The sequence below is a fragment of the Streptomyces rubellomurinus genome, from assembly GCF_000961885.1.
Taxonomy (GTDB): Bacteria; Actinomycetota; Actinomycetes; order Streptomycetales; family Streptomycetaceae; genus Kitasatospora; species Kitasatospora rubellomurina.
Map to the genome: position 1 here is coordinate 62,258 of NZ_JZKH01000031.1, position 23,527 is coordinate 85,784.

The following is a 23,527-nucleotide window of genomic DNA, read 5'->3' on the forward strand; positions in this document are numbered from 1 at the left end:
GGGCTCGCCTTCTCCGGCTCAGTCGCCGGAGAAGGCGAGCCAACTGCCGGGCGTGGCCGAGCAGATGGCGAGCAGGTTGCGCAGGTCGCGGACGGCTGCTCGGTGCTCCTCGGTGGTGCAGCGGGCGAGCAGGGCGGTGGCCTCCTCGAAGGCGGCGCCCGCGTCCTGCTCGTTGAACAGGGTGTCGCCGTAGGGGTCGATCCGGCCGAGGCGGCGGTCGGCGGCCGGGCCGACGTGCTCCGCCAGCGCCGCGGCGAGGGCGGGGCCGTGGTCGGTGGACAGGTGCAGCATCCGGGCCGGGCCGGGGCGGCGGTGCTGCTTGGGGTGGCCGTCGAAGAGGGCGATCTCGATGCTCAACGTGCTGCTCCGGCGGATGGTCGGACGGTCTGGCGGGCTCGGGGCGCAGATCGTGTGCGGCCGGCCGTTGTGCGTGGCGGCCGGCCGCTGCCACGATGGCTGGCGCGGCGGCCGGACGGGGGGCCGGATCGTGGCCTCGGATCGTGGGTCCGGATCGTGGGCCGTTGCGTACGCACCGTAACGTGACATTGTACACTGGTGTTCTGCACCCACCCGGAGGAACACCATGGCCGACCTCAAACCCCGCACCCTGATCTCTGTCCAGGAGCGGCTTCGCGACCAGGTCGCCCACGCGCTCCGGGCGGCCCTGATCTCCGGCGAACTGCGCCCCGGCGTCGTCTACTCCGCGCCCGCCCTCGCCGCCGACTTCGGCGTCTCGGCGACCCCGGTGCGCGAGGCCATGCTCGACCTCGCCCGGGAGGGGCTGGTCGAGGCCGTCCGCAACAAGGGCTTCCGGGTCACCGAGCTCACCGAGCGCGACCTCGACGACTACACCGAGATCCGCGCGCTCATCGAGGTCCCGACCGTGGGCCGGGTCGCCCGCACGGCGAGCAAGGAGCAGCTGGAGCGGCTGCGGCCGCAGGCCGAGGCGATCGTGGCGGCCGCCCGCAAGCACGACCTCATCGGGTACCTGGAGGCGGACCGGCAGTTCCACCTCGACCTGCTGGGGCTCGCGGGCAACGCGCGGCTGGTGGACGTGGTCGGCGACCTGCGCAAGCGCTCCCGGCTGTACGGGCTCACCCGGCTCGACGAGCGCGGCGAGCTGGTCTCCTCGGCGCAGGAGCACCTGGAGCTGCTGGACCTGATGATCGCCGGCGACGCGGACGCGGCCGAGGCGTGCATGACGCGGCACCTGAGCCACGTGCGGTCGCTGTGGGCCGGCCAGGAGGAGGCGGCGGAGGACCGCACCAGCCTGCGCCTGCGCGCCCGGTAGGGGGCTAAACCACTCGTTCGGGTGAAGAGTGGGAATCGGGCGTCGGAAAGCGCTCGCGCTCTCCGATGATGCTCTCGACATCGGCAGTCAGGAGGAACTCCATGTCCGCCGCCGCAGTGGAAGAACCCTCCGAGCAGATGACGTTGCTCGAAGCCGCAGAGCTGGTCTCCGATCGACTCGTGGGGCACCGGGTCGAGATTCTTGGCGGTCAGATCACGGTGACGCCGCCTCCGGACGGGCCGCATGGCGAGATGCTCACGGACCTCATGATCCCGTTGTGGGCGGCGGGTCTCCATGGTGATTCATCCCGAGTGGTTCAAGGGATGGGCCTATGGTTGCCCGGCGGACCGTCCGACTATGCGATTCCGGATCTGTGTGTTGTTGATGCCGACTACCGAGAACACCTGATCGAACGCAATTGCTACGACCCAGTGGTCTTCCGTCTTGTCGTGGAAGTGACGTCGTCGAACTTCACGACTGACCTGAAGGTCAAGCCACCGCTGTACGCCGAGGCAGGAGTGCCCGGCTACGTCATTGTGGACCGAACGAATCAGCGCGTGATGGTGCTGACCGATCCCAAGGACGGCGAGTACCGGGTGCACGCCGTCCACCATCCCGGGCAGTCGTTCACTCTGCCCGAGTCGATCGGGGCATCGGTGACGCTGAAGGTGGACGACGTGCTGGCGGCCAAGAAGTAGCTCAGACCGTCGCCGGGATCGTCAGACGGCCGTCGTGGACCTCGGCGATCCGGTCGACGGCGGTCAGGTGGGTGCGGTCGTGGGTGACCAGCACCGTCGCGGTGGCGCGGCGGTGGGTGAGGTCGGTGATCAGGTCCAGGACGGCCGCGCCGCGTTCGTGGTCGAGGGCGCTGGTGGGCTCGTCCACCAGCAGCACGGTGGGGTCGTGCATCAGGGCCCGGGCGATGTTGACGCGCTGGCGCTGGCCGCCGGAGAGCTGGTGCGGGCGCCGCGCGGCCTGGTCGCGCAGGCCGACCGCGTCCAGCAGCTCCAGGGCGCGCGGGAGGGCGGTGCGCGGGGAGCGGCCGTCGAGGTGGGCCATCACCTGGAGCTGTTCGACCGCCGTCAGCGAGGGCAGCAGGTTGGCCTGCTGGAAGACGATGCCGATCCTGGTGCGGCGCAGCGCGGTGAGCTCGGCCGGGCGCAGGCCGGCCGTGTCGGTGCCGTCGATGACGACCCGGCCGGAGTCCGGGGTGATCAGGGTGGCGGCGACGGCGAGCAGGCTGGACTTGCCGGAGCCGGAGGGGCCGACCACGGCCGTCAGCGAGCCCTTGGGGACGGCCAGCGAGACCTCGTCCAGGGCGGTGAGCCGGCCGTCGCCGTCCGGGTAGGTCAGGGTGACGCGGTCGAGTTCCAGGGTCATCGGGCGCTCCCGAGGGCGGTCAGCGGGTCGACGGAGGTGATCCGGCGGATGGACAGGGCCGCGCCGACCGCGCCGAGGGCGATCATGACGGCGGCGGGCAGCAGCAGGGTCGGGGCGTCCAGGACGAACGGGACGGCGGAGCCGATCAGCGAGCCGGCACCGAGGGCGATCGCCGTGCCGATGGCCGTACCGAGGAGCAGCAGCAGGACGGCCTGGCCGAGTGCGTCGCGCAGCAGGTAGCGGGTGGAGGCGCCGAGGGCCTTCAGCACGGCGATGTCGCCGCTGCGCTGGATCGTCCAGACGGTGAAGAACGCGCCGATGACCAGGGCCGAGATGGCGAACAGGAAGCCGCGCATCAGCTGCAGGGAGCCGTTCTCGGAGGTGTAGGAGCCGATCGCGGCCAGGGCGTCGGCGCGGCCGCGGGTCACGGTGCCGTGGCGGGCGTCGGCGGCGGCCAGGTCGGCGCCCTGGGCGGTGTGCAGGGCGATGACGGTGGCGTGGCCGGCGCCGCCGGGGGCGAACTGCTGCCAGTCGGTGAAGCTGGTCCAGATCACCGGGGTGTGGCTGTACGCGGCGTCGCCGTCGACGGCGGCGACCCGTAGCCGGTGGCCGGCGAGGGTGAAGTCGGCGCCGGGGGTGAGGTCGCCCAGTTTCTCGGCGGCGGTCCTGGACAGCACGGCCTTCCCCGGGGCGATCAGGCCGCCCTGCGGGGCGAGGTCGGAGCCGTCCGGGACGCCGAAGGCGGAGAGGGCGGCGGTGCGCTGCCCGGCGGCGGCCTTGGTGGTGGTGATGCCGAGCGGCTGGGCGGAGGTGACGCCGGGCTCGCGGGCCCAGGCCTGCCACTGGTCGGGGGTGACCTGGGAGTCGGTGAAGTTGAGCTCCTGGCCCTCGGCGGGCCTGCCGAAGACCAGGTGGTCGGCGGGCAGGCCGCTGATCGCGGAGATGTTCTGCCGGCCGAGTCCGGCGGTCAGCCCGGACAGCATGCCGACCAGTACGGTGATCAGCACGATGACGGTTCCCATCAGGGCGAACCGCCCCTTGGCGAACCCCAGATCCCTCCAGGCGACGAACACGGTGAGCCTCTCCTGCGGTACGCGGTTGTCTACGCCTCCCACGGTCCCGGAGGAAGGGGCCCGTGGGCATCGCGCGGGGGATTGCCTCCGTGGCATCGAAGGGCCGAAGCCGAGTTCAACCTTTTGATTGATGCCGCACCGCCGGCGGGGAACCTAGGCTGGACGGATGGCGACCGAACGACCCCGCATCACCCCCGTCGCCCGCGTCCTCCAGGTCTGCCTGCACCTGCTCGTGGCGGGCCTGCTCGTCCTCGCCGTCGCCCGCGCCGCGCTCGGCCGGGACGGCGATCCGGCGGCGGTCGGCGCCGCGGCCTCCGCGATGGCCGTGGTGTACGCGGCCGGGCCCCGCCTCGCCGCGGTGCGCCGCTCGCGCCGGGCCGCCGCGCTGTGGCTGGCGCTGCTCGGCCTCACCTGGGCCGGGGTGCTGTTCGCCACCCAGGACGGCGTGTGGCTGGCGTTCCCGCTGTACTTCCTGGAGCTGCACCTGCTCGGGCGCCGCGGCGGGCCCGTCGCGGTCGGGCTGACGGCGCTGGCCGCGATCGTCGCCTGGGCCTGGCACCAGCACGGCTTCAGCCTCGCCGCCGCCATCGGGCCCGCGCTCGGCGCCGCCGTCGCCACCGCCACCGTGCTCGGCTACCAGGCGCTGTACCGGGAGAGCGAGGAGCGGCGCCGGCTCATCGACGAGCTCACCGCCGCCCGCGCCGACCTCGCCGCCGCGCACCACACCGCCGGGGTGCTGGCCGAGCGCGAACGCCTCGCCCGGGAGATCCACGACACCCTGGCGCAGAGCCTCAGCTCCATCCAGCTGCTGCTGCGCGCCGCCCAGCGGGCCCTGCCCGAGCGCACCGACGCCGCCGCCGGGTACGTCGAGCAGGCGCGGCAGGCCGCGCAGGACAACCTGGACGAGGCCCGGCGGTTCGTCCGGGCGCTCACCCCGCCGGCGCTGGACGGCGACCCGCTGCCCGTCGCGCTGGAGCGGCTGTGCGCCACCACGACCGCGCACAGCGGACTGCCCGTCCACCTGCACGTCTCCGGGGACCCGCTGCGGCTGCCGGTGCCGCAGGAGGTCGCGCTGCTGCGGATCGCGCAGTCGGCGCTCGGCAACACCGTCCGGCACGCGCGGGCCTCGCACGCCGAGGTGACGCTCAGCTACATGGAGGGGGAGGTGGCGCTGGACGTGTTCGACGACGGGGCCGGGTTCGACCCGGTGGCGGTCGCGGGCCGCACGGGCGGCGACGACGGCGGATTCGGGCTGCCCTCGATGCGGGCCCGGGCCCGGGCGTTCGGCGGCACGCTCACCGTCGAGTCGGCGCCCGGCGAGGGCACGGCCGTCGCGGTGCAGCTGCCGGTCGGCGCCGCTGCCCCGGTCGGCGCGGCTCCGGCCGGCCCGGCCCCGGAGGTGGCGCCGTGATCCGGCTGCTGATCGCCGACGACCACCCGGTGGTGCGGGCCGGGCTGCGGGCCGTCCTGGAGGGCGAGCCGGACTTCGCGATCGTCGCGGAGGCCGCCACCGCCGAGCGGGCCGTCGAACTGGCTGCTGCCGGCGGGGTGGACGTGGTGCTGATGGACCTCCAGTTCGGGCCCGGCTCGGCCATGAACGGCGCCCAGGCCACCGCCGCGATCACCGCCCCCACCGGGGCGCCGCGGGTCCTCGTCGTCACCACCTACGACACCGACGCCGACACCCTGCCCGCGCTGGAGGCCGGTGCCACCGGGTACTTGCTCAAGGACGCGCCGCCGGAGGAGCTGGCCCAGGCCGTCCGGGCCGCCGCGGCGGGCCGCTCCGCGCTCGCCCCCAGCGTCGCCGACCGGCTGCTGGAGCGGATGCGCACGCCGGCGGCCGCGCTCAGCGCCCGCGAGACGGAGGTGCTGGGCCTGGTCGCGGAAGGGCTCACCAACCAGCAGGTCAGCCAGCGGCTGCACCTCAGCCAGGCCACCGTGAAGTCCCATCTGGTGCACGTCTACACCAAGTTGGGCGTCGACTCGCGGACGGCGGCGATCCGGGAGGCGCGCCGCCGGGGGCTGATCCGCTGAGGCGTAGGCTGGGCCGGTCGGTACCCGCAGCCGTGTGAGGAGCCTCCCGATGGCCGTCCGTCTCGCCGAACTCGCCCTGCCCGTGATCGGCGCGCCGATGGCCGGCGGGGCCTCCACCCCGGAGCTGGCGGCGGCGGTGAACCGGGCCGGCGGACTGGGGTTCCTGGCCGCCGGGTACAAGAGCGCCCCGGCGATGGCCGAACAGATCGCGGCGGTACGGAAGTTGACCGACCGGCCGTACGGGGTGAACCTCTTCGTCCCCGCCCCGCCCGGGGACGCGGCGGCCGTCGCCGCCTACCGGGAGCGGCTGCGGCCCGAGGCCGAGCGGTGGCAGGTGGCACTGCCCGAGGAGATCGCGCCGGACCGGGACGACTGGGAGGCCAAGCTCGCGGCGCTGCTCGCCGACCCGGTGCCCGTCGTCTCCTACACCTTCGGGCTGCCCGGCCCGGCGCAGGCGGCGGCGCTGCGCGCGGCCGGGACGCTGCAGATCGGCACCGTCACCACCCCGGAGGAGGCCCGGGCGGCCGAGGCGGCCGGGATGGACGCGCTCTGCGTGCAGGGCCCGGAGGCCGGCGGCCACCGCGCCACCCACCGGGTGGCGGACCGGCCGGGCGAGCTCCCGCTGCTCCGACTGCTGCCCGCCGTACGGGCGGTGACGACGCTGCCGCTGATCGCCGCGGGCGGGCTCGGCGACGGGCCGGCGATCGTGGCGGCCCTGCGGGCGGGCGCGGCGGCGGTGCAGCTCGGCACCGCGCTGCTGCGGACGGACGAGTCCGGCGCCTCGGCCGCCCACCGGGCCGCGCTCGGCGAGCTCCCGGAGACGGTCGTCACCCGCGCCTTCACCGGCCGCCCGGCCCGCGGCCTGCGCAACCCCTTCATCGACCGCCACGGCCCGTACGCCCCGCCCGCCTACCCCGAGGTCCACCACCTCACCGCCCCCCTGCGCGCCGCCGCCACCCGCCGCGGCGACCTGCGAGCCATGCACCTCTGGGCCGGCACCGCCCACCACCTGGCCCGCACCGGCCCGGCGGAGCAGCTCGTCACGGACCTGTGGCGGGCGGCGCGGGAGTAGCGCGGAGGGGCGTGCGGTGCGGGGTGTGTTGTCCCCCGCAGGGGTGGATTGGGCGGGAAAGCGCGCGGTAACGTATAAGGGACAACTTAATTTGGTTCCATGTGGGAGATCACACTTATTGGTCCGGTGAACGAATGGTTCCTGGGCATCTCAGCTGACGATCCGCGTACCGCCCGCCAGGTCGCTGAAGCGATCAAGCTGCTCGCCAGGAGGGGGCCCTTGCTCGGGCGCCCGCTGGTGGACCGGGTCCACGGAAGCAAGTTGCACAACTTGAAGGAGCTTCGGCCCGGCTCCGCCGGGCGCTCGGAGATCCGGATGCTCTTCGTCTTCGACCCTGAACGAGCCGCGATCATCCTGGTCGCCGGAGACAAGAGCGGGGAGTGGTCCCGGTGGTACGACACCAACATTCCGCTGGCGGAAGCTCGTTACGAGCAGTACATCAACGAGAAGGACGAGGGAGCACGCGCATGAAGGGCCGTAGTTGGACCGAGGTGTGGGCCGAGGCCCAGCGGATCAACCCGTGGCTGGCTTCGCCGGAGGCGGAGGCCGAGGGGGCGCGTTTTCGGCAGGAGATGCTGGCGCGCGTCCGCGGCCATGAGCTGGCCGAACTGCGGAAGGCCGCCGACCTCACCCAGAAGGAGGTGGCCGGCCTCATGGGGGTGAGCCAGGCGCGGGTGTCGCAGATCGAGCACGGGCAGGTGGACAGCCTGGACAACCTGCGGGCGTACGCCGCCGCGATCGGTGGCGAGGTCGAGGTGTCCGTGCGGCAGGGGGAGCGGACGGTCAAGGTGGCCTGACCGTCCGCCCGATCGCCGGAATCAGCTCAGGAGGGTCGCCATCCAGGATTCGATGTCGGCGGCCGTCCTGGGCAGGGCGTTGGACATCAGGTGGGCGCCGTCCGGGGTGATCACCAGGTCGTCCTCGATGCGGATGCCGAGGCCGCGGAGTTCGAGGGGGAGGGTCTCGTCGTCGGGCTGGAGGTAGAGGCCGGGTTCGACGGTGAGGACCATGCCCGCTTCGAGGGTGGCGTCGAGGTAGCGGTCGGCGCGGGCCTGGGCGCAGTCGTGGTAGTCGAGGCCGAGCATGTGGCCGCTGCCGCAGAGGGTGTAGCGGCGGTAGAGGCCGTTGTCGTCGGCGAGGGCCTGTTCGGCGGGGAGGCGCAGGACGCCCCAGTCGGCGAGGCCTTCGGCGATGACGCGCATGGCGGCGCGGTGGAAGTCGCGGAAGCGGGCGCCGGGGCGCAGGGCGGCGATGCCGGCGCTCTGGGCGGCGAGGACGAGGTCGTAGGCCTGGCGCTGGACGGGGCTGAAGGTGCCGCTGAGCGGGAGGGTGCGGGTGATGTCGGCGGCGTAGAGGGTGTCGGTCTCGACGCCGGCGTCCAGCAGCAGGAGTGAACCCGGGTCGAGGGCACCGTCGTTGCGGATCCAGTGCAGGACGCAGGCGTGGGCGCCGGAGGCGGCGATGGTGGTGTAGCTGGTGCCGTTGCCCTCGGCGCGGGCGCGCAGGTCGAAGACGCCCTCGATCCAGCGTTCGCCGCGGGGGTGGCGGAGTGCTGTGGGCAGGGCGCGGACGACGTCCTGGAAGCCGGTGGTGGTGTGGTCGACGGCGAGCTGCAGCTGCTCGACCTCCCAGGTGTCCTTGACCAGGCGCAACTCGGAGAGGACGGCGGAGAGTTCGGCGTCGCGCAGGTCGGGGCGGGGGCGCCCGGTGGCGTCGTCGACCAGCGGGTCGGTGCCGGCCAGGACGCGGGTGGGCGGCTGCGGGCCGGCGAGCAGGGCGGGCAGCTCGTCGAGGTGGCGGGTGCGGATGCCGGTGAGCTGCGCCGCCTCGGCGAGGTCGGGCCGGCGGCCGACCCAGAACTCGCCGTAGCGGCGGTCGCGGTAGAACTCGCCGCCGTCGCGCGGGGACCGGGGGCGCAGGTACAGGACGGGCTCGTGGCCGGCGGGCCCGGCGGGTTCGAGGACGAGGACGTGGTCGGCCTGGTCCTCGCCGGTGAGGCCGGTGAGCCAGACGTACGCGCTGTGCGGGCGGAACCGGTAGTCGAGGTCGTTGCAGCGGACCTTGAGGCGCCCGGCGGGGACGATCAGGCGCTCGCCGGGGAAGGCTGCGGACAGCCGGTCGCGGCGGCCGGGGAAGCGGTCGTAGCCGGGGACGCGCTGGTCGGCGGGGAGCGGGGTCGGAGCCCAGCGGTGGCCCATGAAGGCGTCGAGGGCGGGGGAGACCGGCAGGTCGTGACTGCCGGTGTGGAGACCGGCCGGGGCGAGGGTCACGGTGAACTCCTGAGCGGGGCGGGGGAGATGGGGAGCACGGACACAGCTCGGTAACGGCGGCCGCCACCTCTTGTGCAGTGCAATTTCACATTACTATGTTACGGGTCACACAGCGCAGCGGCCAGATCCGGCCACCCACAGCGGAGTTGCTACATGACCAGGCGCACCCACGCCGCCCTCGCGGCGGCCCTCGCGGCGACCCTCACCCTCGGCCTCGGGGCCTGCAAGAACGACAAGAGCGACAGCGGCGGCGACGCGGCGCCCTCCAGTACGAAGGGGCCGGGCGCGGAGTCCGGCTCGATCATCGGCGGCACCCCGGCCAAGGGCGGGACGCTCGACATCCTGACCAACCAGGACTTCGCCCACCTCGACCCGGCCCGCAACTGGACCGTCCCGCACATGGACTTCGGCACCCGGCTGCTGTACCGCACCCTGACCACCTTCAAGTCCGAGCCGGGCGCCGCGGGCAGCGAGATCGTCCCCGACCTCGCCACCGACCTGGGCAAGTCCTCGGACGGCGGCAAGGTGTGGACCTTCACCCTGAAGGACGGCCTCAAGTACGAGGACGGCAGCCCGATCAAGTCCGCCGACATCAAGTACAACGTCGAGCGCTCGTTCTCCCCGGACCTCACCGGCGGCCCCGACTACGCCGTCCAGTACCTGGCCGACGGCGACAAGTACAAGGGCCCGCTCACCGGCGAGCACCTGGCCAGCATCGAGACGCCGGACGACCGGACGATCGTCTTCCACCTGAAGCGCCCGGTCGCCGAATTCTCCGACACCGTCACCCTGCCGACCTTCTCCCCGGTGCCGCAGTCCCAGGAGAAGGGCACCCAGTACGACTCCCGGCCGTTCTCCTCCGGTCCGTACAAGATCGAGAGCTACGACCGCGGCAAGCAGCTGGTGCTGGTCCGCAACACCAACTGGGACCAGGCCTCCGACACCGTCCGCAAGGCGTACCCGGACAAGATCGTCGTCACCGAGGGCATCAAGGGCGGCCAGGCCGACGACCGGATCATCGCGAGCGACGGCGCCGACGCCAACGCGATCAACATGCCCTGGATGCAGCACGAGTCCGTCGCCAAGGTGCTGCCCAAGGCGGACGTGCGGGAGCGGATGACCGCCGAGCGGACCGGCTGCACCGACATGCTGTACCTGAACACCGCCAAGGCGCCCTTCGACGACCCGAAGGTGCGCGAGGCGATGATGTGGGCGGTCGACCGCGAGGCCCAGGTGACGGCCTTCGGCGGCCCGGCGGTCACCGACGTGGCGACCTCCTTCCTCCCGCCGTCGCTGACCGGCGGGGAGAAGGCCGACCCGCTGAAGATCCCGGCCGCCGGGGACCCGGAGAAGGCCAAGGCGCTGCTCAAGGAGGCCGGCAAGACCGACCTCAAGGTCTCGCTGACCGTCTCGCTCGGCGACAAGACCCGCGCCGAGGCGATCCAGCAGTCGCTGTCCAAGGTCGGGGTGCAGGTCACCGTCAACACCGTGGACCCGTCCGCCTTCACCGACACCCTCGGCGACACCAAGAACGCCCCCGAGCTGACCATCAACGGCTGGTGTCCGGACTACCCGTCCGCCGCGACCTTCCTCCCGTTCCTGTTCGACGGACGGACCATCAAGGAGAAGGGCAACCAGGGCAACTACAGCCAGTTCCGTGACCAGGCCACGATGGACCGGATGGACCAGATCGCGGCCATGACGGACGTGAACGAGGCCAACAAGGCGTGGAAACAGCTGGACGAGGACCTGATGAAGAAGGCCCCGGCCGTCCCGCTGATGTGGCAGCGCCGCCCGCTGATGGTCGGCACCAACGTGGCCGGCGCGTTCGGCAACTCCGGCTTCGCCGGGATGATCGACCTGGCGACGGTCGGCCTCAAGGACCCGGCCAAGGGCAAGGGCTGATGAGCAGCGCTGACACCCCTTCGGGAGCCGAAGGCCGCGCCGGTGTCGAGAGTGACGAGCGACAAGCGAGCGCAGCGAGTGCCGGAGCGAGGAGCGTCGACACCGGGTCAGGAGCGGCCGGAGGCGAGCGAAGAGTAACTGAGCCCGCCGCCGTGGCCGACGCCGTGGCGGCGGGCCCCGCGAAGGCCGCCGGGCGCGGGCCGTGGCGGCTGGTCTGGGACCAGCTGTGGGCCAAGGGCTCGGCCCGGTTCGGCCTGGTCACGGTCGCCGTCCTGGTCCTGGCGGCCGCCCTGGCCGGCCCGCTGAGCTCGCTCGGCGGCTGGTCCCCCGAGGAGTTCGACAAGCGCGCCGTCGACGCCTACCTGGGCGGCACGCCCAAGGGCGACTTCGGCGGCATCAGCACCCGGCACTGGCTGGGCGTCGAGCCCACCACCGGCCGCGACCTGTTCGCCCGGGTGCTGCACGGCGGCCAGGTCTCGCTGCTGATCGCCTTCACCGCCACCGTCGTCGTCGTGGTCACCGGCACCCTGGCCGGCATCGCCGCGGGCTACTTCGGCGGCCGCACCGACTCCGTGCTGTCCCGGCTGATGGACCTCACGATGTCCTTCCCCTCGCTGATCTTCATGATCGCGATGATGTCGGTGGCCGAGGACGTCAACCGGATCCTGCTGATCACCCTGGTGATCGGCCTGTTCACCTGGCCGGGCATCGCCCGCGTCGTCCGCGGCCAGACCCTGTCGCTCAAGCACCGCGAGTACGTCGAGGCCGCGAAGGTCGGCGGCGCCCGCTCCTGGCGCATCCTCACCCGGGAGATCCTGCCGAACGTCTCCGGGCCGGTCATCGCGTACACCACGCTGCTGATCCCCGGCATGATCGCCACCGAGGCCGCGCTCAGCTACCTCGGCGTGGGCGTGCGGCCGCCGACCTCCTCCTGGGGGCAGATGATCGCCGAGAGCATCAAGTACTACGAGACCGACCCGACGTACTTCCTCATCCCGACGGTCTTCCTCTTCCTCGCCGTGCTCGCCTTCACCCTGCTCGGCGACGCGCTGCGGGACATCCTCGACCCCCGGGGAGGCCGGTCGTGATCCTCTACCTCGGCCGCCGCCTGGTCGGCGTGGCGGGCATCCTGCTCGCCATCTGCGCCATCACCTTCACCATCTTCTACCTGCTGCCCAACGACCCGGCCGCCGCGGCCTGCGGCAAGACCTGCAGCCCCGAACGGCTCGCCGACGTCAAGGCCGCGATGGGCCTGGACAAGTCCGTCTGGCAGCAGTTCGCCGACTACCTGACGGGCATCTTCGCCGGCCGCGACTACGGCACCGGCCCCAGCGCGGTGCACTGCGGCTTCCCCTGCCTCGGCTACTCCTACGAGTACTCGCTGCCGGTCTGGGACCTGCTCACCGACCGCCTGCCGGTCTCGATCTCGCTGGCCATCGGCTCGGCCGTGCTCTGGCTGCTCCTCGGCCTCGGCGCGGGCGTCACCTCGGCGCTGCGCAAGGGCGGCTTCACCGACCGGACCCTGATGGTGCTCTCGGTCGGCGCCGCCTCGCTGCCGGTCTACTTCACCTCGATCATGCTGATCTGGGGCGTCGTCAGGACGGCCGGCTGGCTGCCCTACCCCGCGTACCACGCGTTCACCGAGGACCCCGTCGAGTGGGCCTCCAACCTGCTGCTGCCCTGGATCGCGCTGGCCCTGCTGTACGCGGCCATGTACGCGCGGCAGAGCCGCAACTCGATGATCGAGGCGATGGCCGAGCCGTACATCCGCACCGCCCGGGCCAAGGGCCTGCCGCCGCGCACCGTCACCGTCAAGCACGGGCTGCGCTCCGCGATGACGCCGATCCTCACCATCTTCGGCATGGACCTCGGCGGGCTGCTGGCCGGGGCCGTCATCACCGAGTCGATCTTCGGCCTGCCCGGCGTCGGCCGGCTCTTCTACGACGGCCTGGCCCGCTCGGACCAGCCCGTCATCCTCGGCGTCACCCTGCTCGCGGCGTTCTTCATCGTCGTGGCGAACCTGTTGGTCGACCTGCTGTACGCGTTCGTCGACCCGAGAGTGAGGTACTGATGACCCTCCTGGACGTCAAGGACCTCAGGGTCGCCTTCGACACCCCGCGCGGCACCGTCCGGGCCGTGGACGGCATCTCCTTCACCGTCGAGGCCGGGCGCACGCTCGGCCTGGTCGGCGAGTCCGGCAGCGGCAAGTCCGTCACCTCGCTGGCCGTCATGGGCCTGCACCGCGGCGCCGCCGTCAGCGGCTCGATCAAGCTGGACGGGCAGGAGCTGACCGGGCTCGGGGAGCGGGAACTGGGGGTCGTCCGCGGCCGCCGGATCGCGATGATCTTCCAGGACCCGCTGTCCAGCCTGCACCCCTTCTACACCGTCGGCGAGCAGATCGCCGAGCATTACCGGGTGCACTTCCGGGCGGGCCGCAAGGCGGGCCGGGCCAGGGCCGTCGAGATGCTGGCCGAGGTCGGCATCCCGGAGCCGGCCCGGCGGGTCGACGAGTACCCGCACCAGTTCTCCGGCGGCATGCGCCAGCGCGTCATGATCGCCATGGCGCTCGCCTGCGAACCCGAGCTGCTGATCGCCGACGAGCCCACCACCGCCCTCGACGTCACCGTCCAGGCGCAGATCCTCGACCTGATCGCCCGCATCCAGCAGGAGCGCGGCCTCGGTGTCGTCATGATCACCCACGACCTGGGCGTGGTCGCCCGGGTCGCCCACGAGGTCCTGGTCATGTACGGCGGCCGGGCGGCCGAACAGGCCCCGGTGGACCGGCTGTTCGCGCAGCCCGCGCACCCGTACACCCGCGGCCTGCTGGACTCGCTGCCCCGCCTCGACGACGCCGACGACGCGCCGCTGCGGGCCATCCCCGGCAGCCCGCCCTCGCTGATCGCCCCCGCCCCCGGCTGCTCCTTCGCGCCGCGCTGCGCCCGCACCATCGCGGCGTCCGCCGAGGAGCACGCCCGCTGCCTGGCCGAACGCCCGGCGCTCGATCCGCTCGGCACCGGCCACTGGGCCGCCTGCCACCTGCCGATGGTGCCGTCCTCGGGAAAGGCGCTCTGATGGGTGAACCACTGCTGTCCGTACGGGACTTGGTGAAGACCTTCCCGGGGCGGCGGAGCCGGGCCGGGCGGGCCGGGGCGCCGATCCGGGCCGTCGACGGGGTCAGCTTCGACCTCGGCGCGGGCGAGACCCTGGGGCTGGTCGGCGAGTCCGGCTGCGGCAAGTCCACCACCGGGCGGATGATCGTCCGGCTGCTCGACCCGACCTCGGGCACCGTCACCTTCGACGGCACCGAGATCGGCGGCCTCTCGCAGGCGCAACTGCGCCCGCACCGGCGGCACTTGCAGATGGTCTTCCAGGACCCGTACTCCTCGCTCAACCCCCGGCAGACGGTGGCCCGGATCATCTCCGAGCCGCTGCTGGTGCAGGGCACCGGCGCGGCGGACGCGCGGAAGCGGGCGGCGGAGCTGATGGAGCTGGTCGGGCTGATCCCCGAGCACCTCGACCGCTACCCGCACGAGTTCTCCGGCGGCCAGGCGCAGCGCATCGGCATCGCCCGGTCGCTGGCCACCTCGCCCCGGCTGGTGATCGCGGACGAGCCGGTGTCCGCGCTGGACGTCTCCATCCAGGCCCAGGTGGTCAACCTGATGGAGCAGTTGCAGCGCGAACTGGGCCTGGCGTACGTGTTCATCGCGCACGACCTCTCGGTGGTCAAGCGGGTCTGCGACCGGGTCGCGGTGATGTACCTCGGCCGGATCGTCGAGATCGGCGACAAGGCCGAGGTGTACGGGCGGCCCGCGCACCCGTACACCAAGGCCCTGCTGTCCGCCGTGCCGCTCCCGGACCCGGCGGCGGAACGGGCCCGGGAGCGGATCGTGCTGCTCGGCGACCCGCCGAGCCCGGCGAACCCGCCCGCCGGCTGCGGCTTCCACCCGCGCTGTCCGAAGGCGCAGGAGGTGTGCCGCACGGAGCGGCCGCTGCTGCGGATCGTCGGGGCGGGCGGTGCCGCGTCGGGTGGTGCCGCCGCGGGCGGGCGCCAGGCGGCCTGCCACTTCCCGGAGGAGTAGCGCCGGAGGAGTAGCAGGAGTTCAGACGCCCGGTCGGGCGCGGCGGGGAACCTCACGAGGGCCGCGTCCGACCGGGTTCCACCGTTTCCGGCGGCCGGTCACCGGGTGCTGTACTCCACGGTCACGCTGAGCACCACCAGCGCGCCGTACACCAGCGCCAGGGTGGGCCGGCCGGCCGCGTACAGGGCGAGCCCGGCCGAGCCGAGGACGAGCAGCTTGAGCACGATCGTCACGGCGGTCGGCTGCGGGAACCTCGGCCCGCCCGCGGCCAGGAACAGGCTCCAGAGGGCGATGGCCAGTGCGGGCGCGCCGAGGCCCAGCAGCAGCCGCAGGCCGAGGCCGGAGCCCGTCCTGAACCCCCAGTAGCCGAGCGCCGCGAGCATCGCGAGCTCCAGGGTGAAGGCGAGCGCCGCGTTGGCGCCGGTCAGCGGGGTGAAGTGCGTTCCCCCGGCCGGGTTCGGCCGCTTGATCTCCATGTGTGCCCCCGTGGTGTCGAGCTGCCCGGGCGGGGCGGCGGTCCTGCGGAGTGTCCCACTCCGGCCCGGGCGAGCTCAACGGATCAGCCCAGGTTCGCCCGCAGGAAGGCGAGTTCGGCCGTGACAACCTGCGCCTCCACGGCACCCGGGGTCATGTGGGTGACGCCCGGCAGCGGCAGCACGCTGTGCGGGCGGCCGGCCCGGGTGAGGGCCCGGGAGAGCAGCATGGTCTGCGCCGGGTGGACGTTGTCGTCGGCCAGCCCCTGGGTCAGCAGCAGCGGCCGCGTCAGGCCGGGGGCGTCGGGGATCAGGTCGTCGTCCGCGTAGCCCTCCGGGTCCTCCTGCGGCAGGCCGAGGTAGCGCTCGGTGTACGCGCCGCTGGCCAGGCGCCAGTCGGTGGGCGGGGCGCCCGCGCAGGCGGCGTGGAAGACGTCCGGGCGGCGCAGCACGCAGAGCGCGGCGAGCCAGCCGCCGAAGGACCAGCCGCGCACGCCGACCCGGCCGAGGTCGAGGTCGGGGTGGTCGGCGCCGAGGGCGCGCAGGGCGTCCACCTGGTCGTCCAGGACGACCCGGGAGAAGCCGCGGAAGACGGCCCGGGTGAAGGCGGGGGAGACGTTCGAGGTGCCGCGGTTGTCGGTGGTGACGACGGCGAAGCCCTGGTCGGCCCACCACTGGCGCTGCTGCCAGCGGCGCGGGTCGAGGGCCACGGACTGGTGGGTGGGGCCGCCGTAGACGTCCAGCAGGACGGGCAGGCGGCGGCCGGGGGTGTGCTCGCGGGGGTACACCACGGAGGTGGGCAGCGCGCGCTCGGTCACCCGGGCGAGCAGCGGCCGGACCACGTACGGGAGTTCGGGGCCGAGGTCGGTGATCGTCAGTTCCCGGCCGGCCCGGTGCAGGGTGCGCCGGTAGCCGGTGGGGTCGGCCGAGGTGAGCAGCAGGGTGTCGCCGGCGGCGAGGGCGGTGTGCACGCCCGGCCGCGGGGTGAGGAGTTCGGGGGTGCCGCCGTCCGGGTCGATCAGGTGGAGGTACTGGTCGGCCGGGTCGCCCTGGCCGGTCTCGCAGAGCAGTCGGCCGTGCAGCCGTCCGGCGACCCGGCGGATCTGCAGGCCGGCGGTGTCCAGCGGCTTTCCGTCCAGGGCGAGGCCGCGGGCCTGCGGGGTGTCGTGGGCGGTGAGCAGTCGGCCGTCGCCGAGCCGGGCGGGGGTGCCGGGCAGGGCGTCGACCCAGAACTCGTCGGTGGTGCGGGAGAGTTCGGTGGTCGCGCCGGTGGCCGGGTCGGCGCTGAGCAGGAGGACGCGCTGCTGGAGCCGGTCGGTCACGGTGAGCAGCAGCTCGTCGTCGCCGGCCCAGCCGGCGTCCACGAGGTACGGGAACTCGGCGGCGTCCCAGTGGAGTCGGACGCGGGAGCGGTCCAGGCCGAGGACCCAGAGCTGGACGTCCGCGTGGGGGCCGCCGGAGTGCGGGTAGGCGAGGTCGTCGGCGGGCTCGGCGGGCCGGGTCGGGTCGGCCAACTGCCAGCGGGGGAGCGCTGATTCGTCCACCCGGGCGGCGAGCAGCGCGCCGCCGTCCGGGCGCCACCAGTGGCCGCGGGAGCGGGACAGCTCCTCGGCGGCGGCGAACTCGGCGACGCCCCAGCGGGCGCCGTCGTCGGGGGAGAGCGGTTCGAGGCCGGGGGTGACGTAGAGGGCGTCCTCGCCGACGTAGGCGATCCGCTGGCCGGTGGCGTCCGGCCTCGGGTCGAACGCCGGTGCAGCGACGGGGAGTTCGTCGCTGGTGCCGGTGGCGGTGTCGGTGCGGAACAGGCGGCCGTCCAGGGTGAAGACGGCGACGGAGAGGTCGGCGGTGGCGGCGTAGCTGCCGATGCCGGCCGCGGTCAGCCGGACGCGTTCGCGCAACCTCCGTTCGAGCGGCGGGAGTTCGTCGCGGTCGCCGGTGCGGCCGGGCAGCAGCGCGGCCGGGTCGGCGACCAGCCGCTCCTCGCCGGTCTCGACGTCGAGGAGGTGCAGGCGGTCGAACGGATCCTCCGGACCGGTCGAGCGGAGCAGCAGCAGCCGGGTACCGTCCTCGGCGAGCGTGTACGCGCGCGGCGCGCCGAAGGTGAACCGGCCGGTACGGGCACTGAGGGCCAGGAAGGGGTCGGCAATGGTCATGGGCCGATCGTGGTGGCGGCGGGCGTTGACCGACCAGGGGTGTGTCATGTGAAATGTCACACATCGCGTGAGCTGTGTCAGAGCCGACGGAGCTGTCAGGGCTGTCGCAGCTGCCAGAGCTGTCGGAAACCGTTCAGGGAGGAAGCCGTGACGGACGACCTGGGGACCGCCGAGCCCCCGGCCCCGCTGCCCGCCGCCGAGGGCATGTTCACCCTCGTGCCCGGCGCCGCGCACCTCAACCACGGCTCCTTCGGTGCCGTGCCCGTCCCCGTGCAGCAGGAGTGCGAGCTGCTGCGGGCCGAGCAGGAGCAGGACCCGGACGGCTTCTTCTGGAACCTGCCGGACCGGGTCGCCCGGGCCCGGACCCGGATCGCCGCCGAACTCGCCGTCGCCCCGGACCTGCTGGCCCTGGTCGACAACGTCACCGAGGCCGCCGCCGTCGCCCTGGACAGCATCCCGCTCGCGCCCGGACACCGGATCCTGGTCACCGACCACGGCTACGGCGCCGTCACCCGGGCCGTCGCCCGCCGGGCCGCCGAGGCCGGCGCCGAACTGAGCGTCGTGGCGCTCCCGGTGGACGCCCCGGACGAGGCGGCCGTGCGCGCGGCGGTGCTCGACGCCGTGGACGAGCGGACCGCCGTCGCCGTCCTGGACCAGATCACCTCGCCCACCGCCCGGCTGCTCGCCACCCCCGCGCTGCTGGCCGACCTGCGCGACCGCGGCGTGACCACCGTCGTGGACGGCGCCCACGCGCCCGGCATGCTGCCCGACCCGGTCGACCCGGGCGCCGACTTCTGGTTCGGCAACCTGCACAAGTGGGCGTTCGCCCCGCGCGCCACCGGCCTGCTCGCCGTCCGCCCCGAGTGGACCGGCCGGATCCGCCCGCTCGCCCTCTCCTGGGAGCACGACCGGGGCTTCCCGGCGGCCGTCGAGTGGCGCGGGACCTGCGACTACACGCCGTGGCTGGCCGCGCCGACCGGCCACGCGCTGCTGCGCGGGCTCGGCCCGGCGGTGGCCGCGCACAACGGCGCGCTCGCCCGGTACGGCCGGCGGGTGCTGGTCGAGCGGGGCGGCCTGCGGCCGCTGCCCGCCTCGCCCGGGGTGTGGATGAGCGCGGTGCGGCTGCCCGCCGGGTGCGCCGAGACCGAGCCGCAGGCGCGGGCGCTGATGGCCGAGGTGTGGCAGCGGCTCGGTGCCCGGATCGCCGTCCGCCCGTGGGACGGCGGCGGGGTGCTGCGGGTCAGCGCCCAGCTGTACAACCGGGCGGCGGAGTACGAGCGGCTGGCGGACGGGCTGGCGGAGCTGCTGAAGGGTTAAAGGGTTAGCGGCAGCCCCTACGGGCCGTGCGTGGCGGGAGGAAGCGCTACGGCCCGTCCGGGGCGGCCGTCGCGCGCAGCTCGGCGAGCAGCACCGTCCGGTCGGCGAGCAGCCCGGTGAGGATGCGCCGGGCCGAGCGCAGCAGGTCGGCGACCTCCCCGCCGGCCAGCTCGTACACCACGATGCCGCCCTCCCGGGTGGCGGTGACGATGCCCGAGCGGCGCAGCACCGCGAGCTGCTGGGACAGGCTGGACGGCTCCACCTCCAGCGCGGCGAGCAGGCCGCGCACGGGCGTGGGCCCGGCCTGCAGCAGTTCCAGCACCCGGATCCGGACGGGATGGCCGAGCATCCGGAAGAACTCGGCCTTGGCCTGGTACAGCGCCACCGTCACGGTCGCCCCCCCTTCCCTGGTGTGCGAGGCCGGACGGCTCAGATCTCCAGCGAGGTCTCGATGAGCTTGAGCTGGTGGCGGGCCATCGCGAGGTTGGAGCGGCTGCGGTTGAGCGCCAGGAACAGGAACAGGCCGCGCCCGCCGGGCGTCGTGATCGGCCGGACCATGTGGTACTGGCTGGTGAGGCTGATCAGGATGTCCTCGATCTCGTTGTCGTGCAGGTTGAGCATCTCCATCGCCCGCATCTTGGCGCGGACCACGTCGGTGTTCCCGGCCGCGGCGACGTTGAGGTCCAGCTCGTTGCCGTCGCCGAGGCTGCCGAGGGCCATGCCGCTGCCGTAGTCGACCAGGGCGACGCCGATCGCGCCGTCGATCGTCATGGCCTGCTTGAGGGACGTCTCCAGGTCCGCCATCGTGGCTGTCCTCCCGTGAGTCGGTGGCTGTGGGGTAGCTGTGGCACCCGAAGGTAGGGAGCGATCGGGGGGTTTCCCAGGGAATGACCGGAGACGTCCGAAGCTGATCCGATCCCGATCACTTGAAGACATTTGCAACTATGGATTTGGGAGAGGAGTGATCCGGTGGCGTCTCCTCGTGCTCGTCCGGCCGTTCGTCCGGCTGCTCGTCCGGCCGCGGGTCCCGCTGCTCGTCCGGCCGTTCGTCCCGCGTCTCCCCGCACGGAAAAACGGTGCTATCGATGTCACTCCTCCCGGGTAACCTCTCGCTGAGATGCGAGATCACACCAACCACACCCGGACGGCGATGAACACCCCCGATCCCGAGCCCCAGGAAGACCGGGAGCTCAGCCCCGCCGAGGCGTACGCGGCCAGCCGTCGCCGGGCCAAGGAGCAGGCCGGCGCCCTGTACGGCTTCCAGCAGCTGTACGACTTCCCGCTGGACGACTTCCAGCTGGAGGCGTGCCAGGCGCTGGAGGCCGGCTCGGGCGTCCTGGTCGCCGCCCCCACCGGCTCCGGGAAGACCATCGTCGGCGAGTTCGCCGTGCACCTGGCCCTGCAGGCCGGCCGCAAGTGCTTCTACACGACGCCCATCAAGGCGCTCTCCAACCAGAAGTACGGCGACCTGGTCAAGCGCTACGGCGCCGCCAAGGTCGGCCTGCTCACCGGCGACAACACCGTCAACGGCGACGCCCCCGTGGTGGTCATGACCACCGAGGTGCTGCGCAACATGCTCTACGCGGGCTCCAGCACCCTCGACGGCCTCGGCTACGTCGTCATGGACGAGGTGCACTACCTCGCCGACCGCTTCCGCGGCGCCGTCTGGGAGGAGGTCATCATCCACCTCCCCGAGTCGGTCACCCTCGTCTCGCTCTCCGCGACCGTCTCCAACGCCGAGGAGTTCGGCGACTGGCTGGACACCGTCCGCGGCGGCACCAAGGTGATCGTCTCCGAGACCCGCCCGGTGCCGCTGTGGCAGCACGTGATGGCCGGCAACCGGATGTACGACCTGTTCGCCGACCCCGACCGCGACGGCCGGCCCAAGGCCGGCCCGCGCCACCCCGGCAAGCTGGTCAACCCGGAACTCGTCCGGCTCGCCCGCTCCGAGCTCGACCGCAACCCGCGCGACCGCTTCGGCCGCGGCCGGGGCCGCTCCATGCCCAACGGCCGTCCCGGCAAGGTCTGGACCCCGGGCCGGGTCGACGTCATCGACCGGCTCGACGCCGAGGGCCTGCTGCCCGCGATCACCTTCATCTTCAGCCGGGCCGGCTGCGAGGCGGCCGTCCAGCAGTGCCTCAGCTCCGGCCTGCGGCTCAACAAGGACGCCGACCGCGCCGTCGTCCGCGCCATCGTCGAGGAGCGCTGCGCCGACATCCCGGACGAGGACCTGCACGTCCTCGGCTACTTCGAGTGGCTGGACGGGCTGGAGCGCGGCATCGCCGCCCACCACGCCGGGATGCTGCCCCGGTTCAAGGAGGTCGTCGAGGAACTGTTCGTGAAGGGCCTGGTCAAGGCCGTCTTCGCGACCGAGACCCTGGCGCTGGGCATCAACATGCCCGCCCGCTCGGTGGTCATGGAGAAGCTCGTCAAGTGGAACGGCGAGACCCACGCCGACATCACCCCCGGCGAGTACACCCAGCTCACCGGCCGCGCCGGGCGCCGCGGCATCGACGTCGAGGGCCACGCCGTGGTGCTCTGGCAGCGCGGCCTCGACCCCGAGGCGCTGGCCGGGCTCGCGGGCACCCGTACGTACCCGCTGAAGTCCTCGTTCCGGCCGTCCTACAACATGGCCGTCAACCTGGTCTCCCAGTTCGGCCGGCACCGCTCGCGCGAACTCCTGGAGACTTCCTTCGCGCAGTTCCAGGCCGACCGCTCGGTCGTCGGCATCGCCCGCCAGGTGCAGCGCAACGAGGAAGGCCTGGACGGCTACCGCGAGTCCATGACCTGCCACCTCGGCGACTTCGACGAGTACATGGAGCTGCGCCGGCGGCTCAGGGACCGCGAGAACGAACTCGCCCGCGAAGGCACCAGCCAGCGCCGGGCCGCCGCCATCGAGTCCATCGAGCAGCTCAAGCCCGGCGACGTCATCCACGTCCCCACCGGCAAGTTCGCCGGCCTCGCCCTCGTCCTCGACCCGGGCCTGCCGCCGGTCAACCGCTCCGGCCGCGGCGGACCGCGCCACCCCGACTACCAGGACGGGCCGCGCCCGGTCGTGCTCACCGCCGAGCGGCAGGTCAAGCGGCTCGCGATGATCGACTTCCCGCACCCCGTCGCCGCGATCGAGCGCGTCCGCATCCCCAAGTCCTTCAACCCGCGCAGCCCGCAGTCGCGCCGCGACCTCGCCTCCGCGCTGCGCACCAAGGCCGGCCACCTCGAACCCGAGCGGTTCCGGCGCGGCCGCGCGGCCGCCGCCGACGACCCCGAGATCACCCGGCTGCGCACCGAACTGCGCCAGCACCCCTGCCACGGCTGCTCCGACCGCGAGGACCACGCCCGCTGGGCCGAGCGCTACCACCGGCTGCACCGCGACACCGAGCTGCTGGAACGCCGGATGCGCTCGCGCACCCACACCATCGCCCGCACCTTCGACCGGGTCTGCGGGCTGTTGACCGACCTCGGCTACCTGAGCGGCGACACCGTCACCGACGACGGCAAGCGGCTCGGCCGGCTCTACGGCGAACTCGACCTGCTCGCCTCCGAATGCATCCGCGAGGGTGTGTGGAGCGGCCTCGCCGCCGCCGAACTCGCCGCCTGTGCCTCGGCGTTGGTGTACGAGTCCCGGCAGTCCGACGACGCCGGCGCCCCGCGCGTGCCGGAAGGCGCGGCCAAGGAGGCGCTCGGCAAGATGGTCCGCATCTGGGGCCACCTCGACGCCCTCGAGGAACAGCACCGGATCAACACCGCCGAAGGCGTCGGCCAGCGCGAACCCGACCTCGGCTTCGCCTGGGCCGCCTACCGCTGGGCCCTCGGCCACAACCTCGACCAGGTCCTGCGCGACGCCGACATGCCGGCCGGCGACTTCGTCCGCTGGACCAAGCAGCTCATCGACGTCCTCGGCCAGATCCAGGACGCCGCCGGCGAGGACGCCGACCTCCGCAAGACCGCCCGCAAGGCCATCGACGGCCTCCGCCGCGGCATCATCGCCTACTCCTCCGTGGGCTAGCACGACCAGAGGGGGCCCCGCACGAGACCACTCGCGCGGGGCCCTTCCGCATGCGCGCAGCGGGTGGCCCTGATGAGGCCCAGGGGGGGTGGGGCAAGCCCCCCACCCCCCCCACGTACGCGGCTTCGGCTACGCCCCGCCGCGCTCCTCCTGCGCTCACACAGTGCCTCTGCTCCCTGCCGATGACAGGGGGCAGAGGGCAGAGGCGAAATCGTCTATGGCTTCCGGCGATCTTTACGTGTCGCTTCGACTGAGAGACAGGTATGTGGAAGGTCCGCGCCCCAGAAGACTGGGGCGCGGACCGAGGAAATGGGATGAGGCGCCGCTTCGGTTCCCACCGAAGCGGCGCCCATGCCGCGTAGGAAGTCGACCGGGTCGACTTCCTACGCATCCGCCCGGTCAGCGGGTGGCGAGGGCCTCCAGGACGCGTTCCAGGGAGGTGCCGAGGTTCCAGCGGGTGGTGAGGTATTCGAG

The 23,527-nt window shown here is 73.1% G+C and carries 22 protein-coding genes; 14 read left to right on the forward strand and 8 right to left on the reverse strand.

The features are described 5' to 3' along the window. Nucleotides 1-18: 18 nt before the first annotated feature. The gene (locus VM95_RS17090) at nucleotides 19-357 is read right to left on the reverse strand and encodes a hypothetical protein (protein WP_045697568.1); all 339 of its coding nucleotides are present in this window, start codon (nucleotides 355-357) and stop codon (nucleotides 19-21) included. Between the two features lie 226 nt (nucleotides 358-583). Between VM95_RS17090 and VM95_RS17095 the strand changes: the two genes are divergently transcribed. Together VM95_RS17095 and VM95_RS17100 are read left to right on the forward strand one after the other, a co-directional pair. Further along, entirely contained in the window at nucleotides 584-1,291 is a 708-nt protein-coding gene (locus tag VM95_RS17095) for a GntR family transcriptional regulator (protein WP_045697570.1), read from the forward strand. A 101-nt stretch (nucleotides 1,292-1,392) separates the two neighbouring features. Next, the gene (locus VM95_RS17100; protein WP_045697573.1) at nucleotides 1,393-1,989 is read left to right on the forward strand and encodes a Uma2 family endonuclease; all 597 of its coding nucleotides are present in this window, start codon (nucleotides 1,393-1,395) and stop codon (nucleotides 1,987-1,989) included. A gap of 1 nt (nucleotide 1,990) precedes the next feature. On the opposite strand, the gene VM95_RS17105 is transcribed toward VM95_RS17100, so the two are convergent. Further along, nucleotides 1,991-2,671: an ABC transporter ATP-binding protein gene (locus tag VM95_RS17105; protein ID WP_045697575.1), complete on the reverse strand. Its 681-nt coding sequence runs from the start codon at nucleotides 2,669-2,671 to the stop codon at nucleotides 1,991-1,993. Next, nucleotides 2,668-3,744, reverse strand: coding sequence for an ABC transporter permease (locus tag VM95_RS17110; protein WP_045697577.1), 1,077 nt, complete (start codon nucleotides 3,742-3,744; stop codon nucleotides 2,668-2,670). Before VM95_RS17110 ends, VM95_RS17105 begins: the two co-directional genes overlap by 4 nt. Before the next feature lie 166 nt (nucleotides 3,745-3,910). Between VM95_RS17110 and VM95_RS17115 the strand changes: the two genes are divergently transcribed. The 5 genes from VM95_RS17115 (at nucleotide 3,911) to VM95_RS17135 (ending at nucleotide 7,647) form a co-directional block, all read left to right on the forward strand. After that, nucleotides 3,911-5,155, forward strand: a complete 1,245-nt coding sequence (locus VM95_RS17115; protein WP_045697579.1) for a sensor histidine kinase — start codon at nucleotides 3,911-3,913, stop codon at nucleotides 5,153-5,155. Next, nucleotides 5,152-5,778 carry a response regulator transcription factor gene (locus VM95_RS17120; RefSeq protein ID WP_045697581.1) on the forward strand — a complete coding sequence of 209 codons (627 nt, stop codon included), beginning with the start codon at nucleotides 5,152-5,154 and terminating at the stop codon, nucleotides 5,776-5,778. Before VM95_RS17115 ends, VM95_RS17120 begins: the two co-directional genes overlap by 4 nt. A gap of 49 nt (nucleotides 5,779-5,827) precedes the next feature. Next, on the forward strand, nucleotides 5,828-6,850 hold the full coding sequence (locus VM95_RS17125; protein WP_045697583.1) for a nitronate monooxygenase: 1,023 nt from the start codon (nucleotides 5,828-5,830) through the stop codon (nucleotides 6,848-6,850). 99 nt (nucleotides 6,851-6,949) lie between these two features. Continuing rightward, the gene (locus VM95_RS17130) at nucleotides 6,950-7,321 is read left to right on the forward strand and encodes a type II toxin-antitoxin system RelE/ParE family toxin (RefSeq protein ID WP_045697585.1); all 372 of its coding nucleotides are present in this window, start codon (nucleotides 6,950-6,952) and stop codon (nucleotides 7,319-7,321) included. Further along, entirely contained in the window at nucleotides 7,318-7,647 is a 330-nt protein-coding gene (locus VM95_RS17135; RefSeq protein ID WP_045697587.1) for an XRE family transcriptional regulator, read from the forward strand. Before VM95_RS17130 ends, VM95_RS17135 begins: the two co-directional genes overlap by 4 nt. A 21-nt stretch (nucleotides 7,648-7,668) precedes the next feature. Here VM95_RS17135 and VM95_RS17140 read toward each other — a convergent pair whose 3' ends face one another. Beyond that, the gene (locus tag VM95_RS17140) at nucleotides 7,669-9,120 is read right to left on the reverse strand and encodes an aminopeptidase P family protein (RefSeq protein ID WP_045697588.1); all 1,452 of its coding nucleotides are present in this window, start codon (nucleotides 9,118-9,120) and stop codon (nucleotides 7,669-7,671) included. A 153-nt stretch (nucleotides 9,121-9,273) separates the two neighbouring features. On the opposite strand from VM95_RS17140, the gene VM95_RS17145 reads away from it, so the two are divergent. The 5 genes from VM95_RS17145 to VM95_RS17165 all read left to right on the forward strand — a co-directional run bounded on the left by VM95_RS17145 (nucleotide 9,274) and on the right by VM95_RS17165 (nucleotide 15,104). Further along, on the forward strand, nucleotides 9,274-11,025 hold the full coding sequence (locus VM95_RS17145) for an ABC transporter substrate-binding protein (protein WP_045697589.1): 1,752 nt from the start codon (nucleotides 9,274-9,276) through the stop codon (nucleotides 11,023-11,025). Between the two features lie 152 nt (nucleotides 11,026-11,177). After that, a complete protein-coding gene (locus VM95_RS17150) occupies nucleotides 11,178-12,113 on the forward strand; it encodes an ABC transporter permease (protein WP_045697590.1) in 936 nt (311 codons plus the stop codon). Next, nucleotides 12,110-13,096, forward strand: coding sequence for an ABC transporter permease (locus VM95_RS17155; RefSeq protein ID WP_045697591.1), 987 nt, complete (start codon nucleotides 12,110-12,112; stop codon nucleotides 13,094-13,096). Before VM95_RS17150 ends, VM95_RS17155 begins: the two co-directional genes overlap by 4 nt. Then, nucleotides 13,096-14,097 carry an ABC transporter ATP-binding protein gene (locus tag VM95_RS17160; RefSeq protein ID WP_045697593.1) on the forward strand — a complete coding sequence of 334 codons (1,002 nt, stop codon included), beginning with the start codon at nucleotides 13,096-13,098 and terminating at the stop codon, nucleotides 14,095-14,097. Before VM95_RS17155 ends, VM95_RS17160 begins: the two co-directional genes overlap by 1 nt. Beyond that, the gene (locus VM95_RS17165; RefSeq protein ID WP_045697595.1) at nucleotides 14,097-15,104 is read left to right on the forward strand and encodes an ABC transporter ATP-binding protein; all 1,008 of its coding nucleotides are present in this window, start codon (nucleotides 14,097-14,099) and stop codon (nucleotides 15,102-15,104) included. The genes VM95_RS17160 and VM95_RS17165 overlap by 1 nt, the downstream gene beginning before the upstream one ends. 98 nt (nucleotides 15,105-15,202) lie before the next feature. Here VM95_RS17165 and VM95_RS17170 read toward each other — a convergent pair whose 3' ends face one another. Then, the gene (locus VM95_RS17170) at nucleotides 15,203-15,580 is read right to left on the reverse strand and encodes a YrdB family protein (RefSeq protein ID WP_045697597.1); all 378 of its coding nucleotides are present in this window, start codon (nucleotides 15,578-15,580) and stop codon (nucleotides 15,203-15,205) included. Between the two features lie 83 nt (nucleotides 15,581-15,663). After that, on the reverse strand, nucleotides 15,664-17,730 hold the full coding sequence (locus VM95_RS17175; protein WP_045697599.1) for a S9 family peptidase: 2,067 nt from the start codon (nucleotides 17,728-17,730) through the stop codon (nucleotides 15,664-15,666). Between the two features lie 147 nt (nucleotides 17,731-17,877). Here VM95_RS17175 and VM95_RS17180 point away from each other — a divergent pair, with 147 nt between their 5' ends. Further along, the gene (locus VM95_RS17180) at nucleotides 17,878-19,047 is read left to right on the forward strand and encodes an aminotransferase class V-fold PLP-dependent enzyme (RefSeq protein WP_244178819.1); all 1,170 of its coding nucleotides are present in this window, start codon (nucleotides 17,878-17,880) and stop codon (nucleotides 19,045-19,047) included. A 46-nt stretch (nucleotides 19,048-19,093) separates the two neighbouring features. On the opposite strand, the gene VM95_RS17185 is transcribed toward VM95_RS17180, so the two are convergent. After that, nucleotides 19,094-19,438, reverse strand: a complete 345-nt coding sequence (locus VM95_RS17185) for an ArsR/SmtB family transcription factor (protein ID WP_045697601.1) — start codon at nucleotides 19,436-19,438, stop codon at nucleotides 19,094-19,096. Between the two features lie 38 nt (nucleotides 19,439-19,476). Beyond that, entirely contained in the window at nucleotides 19,477-19,851 is a 375-nt protein-coding gene (locus VM95_RS17190; RefSeq protein ID WP_045697603.1) for a hypothetical protein, read from the reverse strand. A gap of 346 nt (nucleotides 19,852-20,197) precedes the next feature. Between VM95_RS17190 and VM95_RS17195 the strand changes: the two genes are divergently transcribed. After that, a complete protein-coding gene (locus VM95_RS17195; RefSeq protein ID WP_045697605.1) occupies nucleotides 20,198-23,053 on the forward strand; it encodes a DEAD/DEAH box helicase in 2,856 nt (951 codons plus the stop codon). The last annotated feature ends 474 nt before the right edge of the window (nucleotides 23,054-23,527 follow it).